General features: G+C 37.0%; 9 protein-coding genes and 1 riboswitch. Of the genes, 2 read left to right on the top strand and 7 right to left on the bottom strand.

Annotated elements, in window-relative coordinates:
* Positions 1 to 12: 12 nt before the first annotated feature.
* From CD33_RS20830 to CD33_RS13350, 3 genes are all read right to left on the bottom strand, one after another.
* The gene (locus CD33_RS20830) at positions 13 to 279 is read right to left on the bottom strand and encodes an AbrB/MazE/SpoVT family DNA-binding domain-containing protein (protein ID WP_036201470.1); all 267 of its coding nucleotides are present in this window, start codon (positions 277 to 279) and stop codon (positions 13 to 15) included.
* A 1-nt stretch (position 280) separates the two neighbouring features.
* Positions 281 to 424: a hypothetical protein gene (locus CD33_RS20225; RefSeq protein ID WP_156967314.1), complete on the bottom strand. Its 144-nt coding sequence runs from the start codon at positions 422 to 424 to the stop codon at positions 281 to 283.
* Between the two features lie 437 nt (positions 425 to 861).
* On the bottom strand, positions 862 to 1110 hold the full coding sequence (locus CD33_RS13350; protein WP_036201469.1) for a helix-turn-helix domain-containing protein: 249 nt from the start codon (positions 1108 to 1110) through the stop codon (positions 862 to 864).
* A gap of 156 nt (positions 1111 to 1266) precedes the next feature.
* Between CD33_RS13350 and CD33_RS13345 the strand changes: the two genes are divergently transcribed.
* The gene (locus CD33_RS13345) at positions 1267 to 1902 is read left to right on the top strand and encodes a LexA family protein (protein ID WP_373906703.1); all 636 of its coding nucleotides are present in this window, start codon (positions 1267 to 1269) and stop codon (positions 1900 to 1902) included.
* Between the two features lie 44 nt (positions 1903 to 1946).
* Positions 1947 to 3371: a recombinase family protein gene (locus tag CD33_RS13340; protein ID WP_036201467.1), complete on the top strand. Its 1425-nt coding sequence runs from the start codon at positions 1947 to 1949 to the stop codon at positions 3369 to 3371.
* 988 nt (positions 3372 to 4359) lie between these two features.
* Here the strand turns inward: CD33_RS13340 and CD33_RS13335 are convergent.
* The 4 genes from CD33_RS13335 to CD33_RS13320 all read right to left on the bottom strand — a co-directional run bounded on the left by CD33_RS13335 (position 4360) and on the right by CD33_RS13320 (position 12295).
* A complete protein-coding gene (locus tag CD33_RS13335; protein ID WP_036201466.1) occupies positions 4360 to 5220 on the bottom strand; it encodes an MBL fold metallo-hydrolase in 861 nt (286 codons plus the stop codon).
* Between the two features lie 1267 nt (positions 5221 to 6487).
* On the bottom strand, positions 6488 to 7426 hold the full coding sequence (gene metA / locus CD33_RS13330; RefSeq protein ID WP_036201464.1) for a homoserine O-acetyltransferase MetA: 939 nt from the start codon (positions 7424 to 7426) through the stop codon (positions 6488 to 6490).
* Between the two features lie 101 nt (positions 7427 to 7527).
* Positions 7528 to 7637, bottom strand: a riboswitch (SAM riboswitch).
* A gap of 80 nt (positions 7638 to 7717) precedes the next feature.
* On the bottom strand, positions 7718 to 8494 hold the full coding sequence (locus CD33_RS13325; protein WP_036201463.1) for a hypothetical protein: 777 nt from the start codon (positions 8492 to 8494) through the stop codon (positions 7718 to 7720).
* A gap of 15 nt (positions 8495 to 8509) precedes the next feature.
* Positions 8510 to 12295 (bottom strand): DEAD/DEAH box helicase, encoded by a 3786-nt coding sequence (locus tag CD33_RS13320; protein ID WP_036201462.1) that lies wholly within the window; start codon positions 12293 to 12295, stop codon positions 8510 to 8512.
* Positions 12296 to 12436: the final 141 nt, after the last annotated feature.

The following is a 12436-nucleotide window of genomic DNA, read 5'->3' as shown; positions in this document are numbered from 1 at the left end:
CCCTTTTCCTCCTTATTGAATTAATGCGATCGCACGAACGATTGTTTCTTTTTTATTTGGGTTCTTTTCAATTTCTGCCATACTTTGCAAATTGGCTAAAACGGAAAATCTTTCTTCAACACTTACACTAGGTTCATACTTTTGAAGAATGATTTTGTCACCATCTACGTAGATTTCTAACGGATCCTTTTCAGCAATCCCTAAAGTTGTACGAAGTTCTTTTGGAATTACTACGCGTCCTAACTCGTCCACTTTTCTTACAATGCCTGTTGATTTCAATTTAATTTCCTCCCTTTTCTACTTTCACTTGGAATTTGCCATCGATATAATGAACTTTTCCGACCTGTTTCCAACCGTTATACAGATTGTCGAATAACCGTTCACGTAGTGTTTTGCGATTCTTTGCGAAGACTGTTTTACGCATGATTTCACTCCCTCTCAAACTTTTAAAAGATTAATAGATTAACGGCCAAATTTATGGGCGTTGATTGCTATAGCTTGTACAACTTTGATGCGCTTTTGTTCATTCGTTAACTGTTTCCATTCTCGAACATCGATTTTCAATTGAATTCACCTTCCTTTTAGAGCTTGTACTTTTTTCTTGAAAACTGCGCTAACTAGCGCAATCCTTTCTCTGAACTGTCACCCCACAAACTGTAAGATTTTTCAGTTTTAGATTTCGTCCGTATTTCTTAGACAGAATCTTCTCTACAAGTGGCAGTAATTTCCGTACCTTATCTTCAGTAATAAAACCCTCCATTTTCACACTCCTTCAAATCAGAATATGTCGATTAGGCTCGTCTGTTTCCTTATTGTTGGTTTTTGTCTAAATTTACACTTCCAAGCGAGTATAAAATACCGTTAAACGGTACTTGAGGTTAAAAAAAATTCATCATCATCATATCCTCCATCATTAACAATTGGTAATCTAATCATTTCTTCAGGAATACCATAGATTCTTGCTGCTTTTTTAAAAATATACCCCGGAATTGCAGATATTCCTCGCTCATAATTACTTAGGGTCTTTGCAGTAATACCCAGCTTCTTTGCCGCATGCTCTTGTTTTAATTGAGCGTTTACCCTAGCTGCTTCTAATGAAATTTGTATCATTACATCACCTCCTGTCCACTTGTTGTAAATATACTATAATACCTTTAAACGGTAGAGTCAACCAAAATTATGCAAAAAAATACTTTTTATAGGTACTTTAATAGTTTACTTCACTACCGTTTTTCGGTAACATATAAATAAGAACAGGAGTGAAATATAAAAGTGAAAGATTCAATTAAATTAACCCTATCAAATAATTTAAAAAGGTATTTAGAAAGAAAAGGTATTACTCAAACTGATATGGCAAGAGATTTAAATATCCCAGAAACCACTGTTTCAAACTGGATGAAGGCAGAAACATATCCTAGACCTGATAAAATTCAATTAATGGCTGATTACTTTAACATTAGAAGATCTGATTTAACGGAAGACAGACCAAACAATATTGTTGAAATACAACCAAACTTTATTAAGATCCCTATTCTTGGAACTATTGCTTGTGGAGAGCCTATTTTAGCTGAAGAGAATATGGAAGGTTATATCTATGAAGTGGCTGATGGATTACCTAGTGGAAAATTATTTACGCTAATTGCTAAAGGTGATTCAATGGAACCAACTATTCAGAATGGCAGCAAAGTAATTGTTAGGGAACAATCTTTTGTGGAAAACGGTGAGATAGCTGCCGTACTAGTTAATGGAGATACAGAAGCAACTTTAAAGAGAGTAAAGAAACAAGGTAATATGATTATTTTAATGCCTGACAACTCAAAGTACGAACCAATTGTAATTACAGAAAGTAACCCCGCTAAAATTATTGGAAAAGCAGTACGGGTAACACGAGACTTATTTTAAAATAAATCCATTAGTTTGCTTTTATTTTAACAGAGGTGAAAATGATGAAATGTATCATCTATGTTCGTGTTTCTACAGACGAACAAGCAAAACATGGTTATTCAATTGCTGCTCAATTAGAAAAATTAGAAGCATATTGTATTTCGCAGGGATGGGAACTCGTCAAACAATTTATTGACGATGGTTATTCAGCCAAAGATTTGAACCGTCCACAGTTTCAAGAAATGTTACAGCAAATCAAAGCTGGAGGCATTGACGTATTATTAGTTTATCGATTAGATCGACTAACTAGGTCTGTATCTGACCTATATGAGATATTAAATGAACTAGATAAATATAACTGTAAGTTTAAATCTGCTACCGAAGTATATGATACTACTAACGCTATGGGTAGATTATTTATCACATTAGTAGCAGCTATCGCTCAATGGGAGCGTGAAAATACTGCTGAACGTGTTCGTATGGGGATGGAGAAAAAGACTAAACTTGGTGAATGGAAAGGTGGCATGGCCCCTTTTGGATACAAAGTTATTAATGGGAAGCTTGAAATTGATGAATTTGAGTCAGAAATAATAAAAGAAATTTTTATGTTATCAAAAACATTCGGCTTTTATACAATCGCTAAGCAATTGACCTTGAAAGGAATTTCAACACGAAAAGGTGGAGATTGGCATGTCGATTCTGTACGAGCCATAGCTAACAACCCTATTTATGCAGGATACTTAACTTTTAATGAATCATCAAAAGACTATAAAAAACCACCACGAGAGCAGAAACTTTACGAAGGTAATCACGATGTTATTATTGACCGCAAAGAATTCTGGGACTTGCAAGACGTATTAGATAGACGTAGGAAATTCGGAGGAAAACGCGAAACAAGCAATTATTATTTCTCATCTATCTTAAAATGTGCCCGCTGTGGACATTCTTTATCTGGACATCGAGGAGCTAATAAGATAAAAACATACCGTTGTTCAGGTAAAAAAGCGGGTAAAAATTGTACAAGTCATATTTTTTTAGAAGAAAAGTTGGTAAATGCTTTTTTTAAAAAGTTGGAAGAAATTAAACTAACATTAAATAGTGATGTCGAAGAATCAAATACTGACAAAGGACATTTAAATGAATTGAAATTAGAATTATCTTCTGTCCAAAAATTAATGAAAAAGAAAAAAACTATGTTCGAGAATGATATTATCGACATTGATGAATTGATTTCCTCTACAGATGAATTAAGACTTAAAGAAAAAAATTTGCAAAAAGAAATAGCTAGACTTGAAAAAATGAATAATAATAATACTCTCGAGCTCAAATCAATAATAGAAAATATGGACGAAGTTTGGAATTATGCTGACGATCAAGAACGAAAAGCACTAATCACTACAATATTTGAACAAATTGTTGTCGATACTATGGATGATTATCGAGGAAGTAAGTATCCTCGTGAAGTAATTATTGTGTCATATAAATAGATATTTTCACATATACACAAAATGTCTTTTATTTATGGAGGTACACTTGTCCCTTGGGCACTCATTCCTGCTGCAGCCATTTGCAATGTGAGTCCCTTTGAACTAGCACGCAGAAACTTAGTCCCCGTTGTCATTGGTCTAGTTGTGACGACAATTGTGGCGATGTTCTTGCTGTAAAAATTTAAATGTGGGTTTTCTGGAGCACAGAAGACCCACTTCATTATCCGCAAATTACGATGGAATAACGCTATGACCATCGTTATTGTTGCAGTTTAACCCTTTTGAAAAACACAAGACAATCTGACCATAATGTTCAATGGATCCGGTAAATGGTTTAACAAGAAAATATATAATATGGTCTAAATCCATCAAGTTAATTTACTGTAGACTCCTGAATAAGGGTGGATTTGTGTTGTTCCTGTTTATGCTTCAAGAATAGAAACTATTTCAATTCCTCAATTACCTTGAACACTTGTGAATATACACTTACGATGTCAGAAGTTTGCAATCGACTGTTTTTGACTGGATTACTAAAGGCCCATGTTTTATATTCATCCTCTTCATCCGAATATAAAATTCCTGCAATTGGATCTTGCGTATTATTTACTTGCTCTGCGACCTCTTCATAGCTTAAAGAATTTTCAAGTTCTATAAAAGGTAAGTGTTCAGCCTTTGTATGTAGAAAAAATACCGGGACACTACTATCTTTGTATTTTTGAATGTTATCTTGATTTGATGTCCGATAGATTTTCCTCTAAAATAAAAATTGCATCATAATTATCAGTACTCCACATTTCGAATGAAGTCTCTTCAAAATGAATATTATTCTCTCTGACATTAGGTGCTTATTACACTAGTTTTTTCCAAAAATAATAGATAAGCAGAGTTACGCACTAATAAGGAAAACCGCACGATAAAACCCAAACACTAACTACACATATTAGACTAATAAAAAAAGGATGCGTAGCACATCCTTTTTTGAAAGTATTTAGTTTTCCATCCCATCTACATAGCGGCCGTATTTCGGTTTTGCAATTTTGTCAAAATCGTTTACTAGTAAATCCAAGTTTTCTGTCAGCTCCGGATCTTGCATAGGCAACCCATGACCTGTGATGGCAACAGTCGGTTTTAGATCCTTTAATGTTTTTACGGAGTGCCACGCTTGCTTCCAGTCTGTTGTCAAATAGCGTGGTGGACCGCTAATTTCTTGTTCCTGAATGAGAACTTTAAAGAGTGACTCCTGTTTGACCGTAACAAACGCGTCACCCACCACTAAAGATCCATCAGTTTCCCTAAAGAATGATACGTGTCCCGGGGAATGTCCTGGTGTATGAATCCAATTCCAATCCTTTAACAATGGTATAGTCCCATCACTTGGCAGGGGCTTTACATGCTTCCCTAAATTGATTGGTTCATTGGGAAAGAACGGAGACATTCTTGCAACGAGTCCACCTTCGACTGTCGGGTCTGGATCGGGATAGCTTTTAACCCCTGTCAAGTAGGGTATTTCTAACTCGTGTGCATAGACAGGTACATCCCAATGCTCTACTAATTCAATAATCGCCCCCACATGATCAAAATGTCCGTGGGTTAGCACAATACCGTTTGGACGTGCGTTTGGTCCAAAGCGCTTTTCGGCTTCTTTAATAATGGTATTGACCGACTTTGGCATCCCAGCATCGACTAATGTCCACCCCGTTGAATTGTTTGTGTCACCTATCATGCATAAATTGACTACCTGGATTGTCAAAGAATAAATATCCGGCCTCACTTCCATACCTTTCCCGCTTGAAACCGAAGTCATTGGAATATATTTATAATCGTCACCATAATTCATTTGTTCAGACATATTTCTGCCTCCTTCCTTTAGTATTTTTTCTATATACCCGATGAATATTCATTCAAAAGTAGAAAATCCTACAAAATTATGTGAGTCATTGGATTTATATGTACTTGATTTTCTATCAGTGTTCCTTTTAAGCGTTTCGTTGTGGTTGAGGAGTTCCTTCAAGGAGAAATACAGCTGAGTCTGGTCTACTATGTCTTTTTAAAGTGGACTCTCAAGGACAAGTTCAGCTTAACTAGGGGATGCTTTGTCCTTTAGAATGTTCTTATGGGACAAGTTCAACTTAATTTGGTTTACTTTGTCTTTTAGCAAGCCTCTCACGGACAAATTCAGCTAAATTTGGGAATGCTTTGTCCAATAGCGCGTCCCTATTGGACAAGTTTCTCCAAATTTTGGTTGCTATTGTCTATTTGAAGCACTCTATTGGACAAGTTCAACTAAACTTGGGTTTCTTTGTCTATTAGAATGCCCCTATTGGACAAGTTCAGCTAAAATTAGGTTTCTTTGTCTATTAGAATGCCCCTATTGGACAAGTTCAGCTAAAATTAGGTTTCTTTGTCTTTTAGAATGCCCCTATTGGACAAATACAGCTTACCTTGAAGTTGCTTTATCCAATAGCGCTTCCCTAATAGACAAGTTCCTCCAGATTTTGGTTGCTATTGTCTATTTGAAGCACTCTATTGGACAGGTTCAACTAAACTTAGAGTTACTTTGTCTAATAGAAGCCCCCTATTGGACAAGTTCCTGCAAATTTAGGTTACTATTGTCTATTTGAAGCACTTTCTTGGACAAGTTCAACTAAAATTAGGTTTCCTTGTCTATTAGAATGCCTCTAATGGACAAGTTCAACTAAACTTGGAGTTACTTTGTCTAATAGAAGCCCCCTATTCGACAGATTCAACTAAACTCGATTCGCTTTGTCCTATAGAAGGTACTTTTTTGGTTAACTTCAAATAAATTTGATCTACTTTGTCTTTAGCAAGCCTCTCAAGGACAACTTCCCCTATACTTTTGGGTTGCTATGTCTTTTAGCAAACAATTCATCAACAAGTTCGAATAAGCAATTGATCCTACCAGAATATAAGAATCAGCAAATCAAGCCATGGTTTATCTTTTGTTGATCAGGGAAGGTTTCATTGCAAAGTAGATGAGATGAATATGGTCAATTCCGGCAAAACACCTCAATTCAGCCATAGAAAAACCGCGCCCTAATTGTTGGATTATCCAACAATTAGGGCGCAGTCTTATTAGATGTCATAGCTACAGCTAGTTAAATGTGAAACTCAATGGAATCCTCAACATAGTGCCAATCAAATGGTGTTTCTTGGTAAACATAGTAGTTTAGCCAGTTGTAGAACAACAAATAGGAATGGGCACGCCAAGTATTTTTCGGCGTGTTTGCCGGGTCGTTTTCCGGGAAGTAGTTCACCGGAATGTCGACCGGATCCCCTTTCTCCAAATCTCGGGCATATTCGTCTGCCAATGTCGTTGCATCGTATTCTAAATGGCCAGTGATCATAATGTGTTTTGTATCTTTTGATTGGACGATAAATGGACCGGCTTCTTCTGAGTAGCTTAGTAAATGCAACTCCGGATGATTACGCACATCTTCCAATGAGACGGAAGTATGACGAGAATGAGGTGCTACATATTCATCGCTAAACCCTCGCACTAAGTCTACCGTTAAATCCGTAATCACATGCGAATAAATGCCCGAGCATTTTTTAGGAAGCTCGAACTTCCCGATATTGAAGTGTTTATAAAGGGCTGCTTGTGCTCCCCAGCAAATATACATACATGAAGTAACATTCTCAGTCGCCCAGTCCATGATTTCAGAAATCTCTTCCCAGTAACTGACGTCTTCGAAATCCATACGTTCTACAGGAGCTCCAGTGATAATCATGCCATCGAACCTGCGATGCTTTATTTCATGGAACGTTTTATAGAAAGTGTCTAAATGTGATTTCGAAACATTTCTGGAGGCATATGTAGCCGTATTGAGGAATGTCACATTAGTCTGCAATGGTGTATTTCCCAGTAAGCGCAGCAATTGCAACTCCGTTTTCTCTTTTTCAGGCATTAAATTGCACACTAAAATATTTAAAGGTCGGATTTGTTGTGTGTTCGCACGGTCTTCTTCCATAACGAAAATCTTTTCTTTGCGCAATATTTCTCCAGCTGGCAAATTTTTCGGTATATTAATCGGCATTTTTGTTCCCCCATTCTATACGTGCCAAATTCATGCTACCTAACCAATAAAAAAACCTCCCATTCCAGCGTGAGAATGAGAGGGTATTAGATATACGCGCACTCTTATCTCCCAAGACACTTATGTCTTGCTGGAATTAGCACCTTTCTAACGATGTTAGAGGTTGCTGAAGCTTCATCGGGCCATTTCCCTCTGCTTCTCTTGATAAGATAGATGAAATTAAATTAATGGTATCATGGTTGATAAGTTTTTGCAATATTCAAGAACTCTTATATCGTACAAGTTCTCCTACTATGCTTCACTTGCTAATTTGTCTCTCCATGTCGTTCTTTCATATTCTTGAATTAGTTGTTCTAGTTGATCATCCCATTTATTGATCAAAGTATTCCATACACGAACAGTGAATAAATCCTTTTCTTCGTCGTATAGCAAATATTCGATGCATGGCACGTCATTGACTTGGACATCCTCTAGCGAATCGATGGATGTAATAAAAAGTTGTCCTTGTTCATCTACAATCTCTTCGTTGTCCTCTTTTCTTCCTTGGATCTCCGCAATAATAACACTATCTTCGAAGGAGAGATCCATCCCTTGAACTTGGTAACGGAAAATTTGCTCGGGAAAATCTTCAAATTCCAGTACCTCTTCTATATCCCCATATAAAAAGCTTGTATGTGTCGGACTATATAACAGTTCAGTGGAAGTTTCATTCTGTTCCTCTTCAAAGATTCCCGATGCAAATTGTCTCTGGCCTTTTTCTGTTAATTGGAAGTAGAAATCAACTTTTTCAATCAGCCCCGTCTTTTGCATTTTTGATAGCAAGTCCTCCACAAAAAGTTGTTCAACTAGGAGAATTTCACTTATTTGCTCCGCACTTTCGAATTTTGTATCTTTTAATGAAAGAAAGAGCATCTTCATTAAAATATCCATTTTTGTTCGGATGACTGGTTTATAAGTGACATTTAATGAATGAACTGGAACACACCACGTATCCGATTGCAGAATGGAAGCGTTGGATTTTTTTGTTAGTTCATCTCTGAGTGACTGTTGTAAGGTATGAAGTTCCATTGGCCCTCCTATATTTTACGAAATATAACTCTCAATCTTATTTTGGTAACCATTTTGTGATTTCACCGTATTTAATAAAGTTTTATACATTTTGCGAGTTTCTTCTTTTTTCGGTCGGTTGACAAACATCTCTGTGCTTCCAATTAATACAAGCAGTTCCCTAGCTCGGGATAAGGCAACATTTAAGCGACGATAATCTTTGGCAAAACCGATATCACCATGCTTATTATCATTATTGCGGACCATGCTCACCAAAATGACGTCCATCTCCATCCCCTGGAATTTATCGACCGAACCAGTTCGTATATGCAGGTGAGGGAGATTTAGTTCCTGCTCAATGAGTCGGTTGATTCGTTTAACTTGGGCAGCATAAAAACTAATTACCCCAATCGATTTTAATTCATCTTCCGGCATTAACCCTTTTGCTTTTGCATTGGCCGTCGCTTCGTTAAAATCAATCAACATCTTACGAATGACTTCGATTTCCGACTCGTTTAGTAAACTTGATCCTTCCTTCATGCGTTCCTCAAAGAACTCCTGTTTGTTCGGGATGTCAACCCACAGGAGGTGATCATTGCGTTTAACAAACGCGCTTTCCAATTTATGGTCCCGAATTGCATCTGAATCTGGAAGACCGCATTGCAATGAATCATTACCATGTTCATAGAATGGAGAAATGGTTTTCATAATGTTCTCATGCATTCGATATTGTATCGCAAGCATCTTTTTGTTCGATGCCGGCAGGTTTTTATAGAGACGCTCAAAGAGAGATTCTTCCAGGAGCTTTTCTAATTCACGTTTTTCCTCAAAGGTATTGCTTTCTTTTATAACCGTTTCCAGTGTCTCCTCAAAAGTATCATCTCCGATTAACGGTGGTAGCTGATGATGATCTCCCACCAACACAACCTTTTTCCCTTTTAGCATTGGCAACAATAGTTCAGGCGGAGTTGCTTTTGAAACTTCATCGATGATGACTACATCAAATACTGGGTAGTTTTCCATAAACTCTTTGTTTGCAGAAGCGACACAGGTTGTACCGATAACATTTGCATGTTTTACATAAAGTTTTCGAATCTCTTCCAAGTCATGTTCTGTCGCCTGTTCTAGCAGAGCTTTCCATTGAATCTGCATATTCTGTGCGACAGGCAGCATTTCGATTTTTTTATGTAATCTTTCAATTTCTTGCGTTTTATAATTCATTCTTTCCTTTGTTTTTTCAAGTTCAAGCTCAGGATTTTGCTTCGTAAGTTGTTCCAATTGCTCGCTTTCTTTTTCAAGCTGAATGCCAGTCAAGTTTAGCTCTTTTAATTGGGCAATCGTCTCTTTTAAAACAACTTCACCGTTGGATACTTGTTCTTGTACACTTTCAAGCTCATCTGTTTTTCTCGAAAGTTGAGATTTTAGGACATCAATTTTTTCTTTATTTTGCTCTAGCTCAACGATTTCCTTTTCCAGTACATCAAGTACGGTCTGAATTTCTGTGATGGATGGCATTGACTCCACTTCTAGTAAAGAGAAATCAAAGGATTGGAGTTGAGTTTTACAGTGAACCAATCTCGAGTTCAGCGTTTCTTCTTTCGTTTTAAAGGAATTCATTGATGCTTGATCAATTCCGCCCTGCTGCATCATTTGGTCGATTATCTCTTCTTTTATTTTTCCGAAAATCAACAAAGATTCTTCAATCAATGCCCGGTAACGATAAGCTATTTGGGCCAACGCGAGCTTTCTTAAGTATAGACCTTGAATGGAACGCACACCATTTTCTTTATTGATTTTCTTTTGGGCGAAGGCATGACTCAGTCTTGTTAAAAATTCATCTATTTCTTGTAGAGAATAATGATGATTTGCCGGTAATTCCGGGGTTTGCACTTGAATGCCAAGAATTGATTGGCTATAGTCGATCGCTTTATCTAGTCGAGTGGAAATCTCATTAAGTGACTTGAAACCAATCAATTGTTCGTGGATTTTTTCCATATCGGAAAAGAGTCGATTTAACACATACCCTCTCCGAACTTGATTTTTCTCGATAAACGACACAATTTCATGCACTTTTTTCAGCGCCTGTACCTCTTGGATTGAAGAATCCATCATGCTACTGCGGTTTTCAAAAGTTTTTCTTTCTGTCTTGATTTCATCTAACTGTGATTCAATTTTATCAAGCTCAGATTTCACATGAATATAATCGATCATTCGTCGACTTTTTTCAATATTGGATTTTGCTTTTTGAATCTCTTCGTCAATAGTCGTCGCTGTACCGATCGTTTCCAGGGATTGTTTGATCTCGTTTATTCGTACAGAGATTTTATTGCCTGATTCCACTAGTTTTTCCAGCGTTTCTTCTGTTTTTTCACGTTCTTTTTTCAGGGGGACAATTTGCTTTTTAAGTTGTGAGATTTTTTCAGAAACAATCGCCAATTTTTCCTTTGCCGTTGCCTTAATCTCAATTCCCTCAAGCAATTTGGTTTCTTTTTCTTTAAGTTCGCCTATTTCGTTTTCACAGTTTAAAATTTCTTCTTTCAACCGGATTTCCTTAGTCTTATGGCCTTCAATTTCTTTTTTGATGGCTTCATAAGTCTGTTCCTTCCAATATTCAGAAACGTTTTCTTCGATGAATTTCTTCCCTTCTTCTTCGATGCTCTCGGTACGTCCATAGCGAAGAATCCGGATATCCTTATTGGATAATAGACGGCTTAATGCATTATCAACGGCCAAGTTTGATTGGGAAGCAATTAATGTTTTCAGTCCTGCTTTTGCGTTCTGATAGCATATTTCGGAAATAACGGTTGTTTTTCCTGTACCTGGTGGCCCTTGAATCACATATAAATCATCGGCTGAGACCGCCCCTGCAACCGCAGCCCTTTGATATTCATTCAAATTATTATGAAAGTCCAGCCCAATTTCATTTTTACGTTCACTAATTTTAGGCGTATCTTCAAATAAAATATTTTCAAGATTTGGGTTTGCAGCAAGGCCTTCCTTTAATCGTTCGAAGCCTTTTAACAGTCGATTTAACTGTGATTTAGTCGAAGCATTGCTGAATGTAATATACTCGGAAGTAAAATCAAAATCATTGGTGCGTGCAAGTTTTGCAACCCTTGGATTCAGTTCAATCTGAATTGATCGCTCCTGCTTGTTTGCTTTTACTACTTCCCCAATCTCTCTTGGGAAACCTTTCACATAAGCACTTAATCCCTTTAGCTGCTTCCATTGCTTTTCATCTATTCCGTTACAGCGAAGAGAAACTTTTGAAAAATCAGCACTATATTGAATGGAATTAAAAGTTGCATCTATATCGTCAATAGAAGCATTTTTATATTGAACTTTTAAATACCCTTCCCAGCTGGAAATTCGTTTGTTGACAAAGTCAAACCGTTCTTGGGCTATCGGAAGTTGAGCCAGTGTTGAAATAAATTCTTTCGGGTACGTGTGACCGTTTATGCGCGACGGCACTAGGCGGATTCGCATTCTTTGCCGGCGATTGGTGGCAATGGGTGTATTCTTCCCGCGGGTTCTGAAACTTTTAGCGACCAAACCATTTTTCAAATCGAAGGCACAATCCATTATGACGACACGGTCACCAAACTTCTGTTTCAAATTTTCATTTCGCTCATTATCAAAGAAAATGGTCAACGATAATGACGTTTCTTCAACAGATTGCTTTTCAATATAAACCTCAAAGGGATTTTGTAGTTTGAAGAAGGAGTGCTCATCCTGAAAGTGTTGTTTAATGGCTTCCCGGGCAGTATTCGTCAAGACGATGAAGCATTTAACAGTCTCGATTGTTTCCATTTTTTGCACCATGACAACACCCCTCCTTTTTGTTTCAAATTTTTCTCATAAACTTTATTATATCAAGATTCTTTTTTACTTGGTAGCTTGACAAAAATAGTTTGAAAGTTGACAACATAAAAAGACTAGCGAATGCTAGTCTCGGAGTGTAGA

It is taken from the genome of Ureibacillus sinduriensis BLB-1 = JCM 15800 (genome assembly GCF_000772955.1).
Lineage (GTDB): Bacteria > Bacillota > Bacilli > Bacillales_A > Planococcaceae > Ureibacillus > Ureibacillus sinduriensis.
Note: the sequence above shows the minus strand (reverse complement) of the source record. Positions and strands in the feature narration are given on the sequence as shown.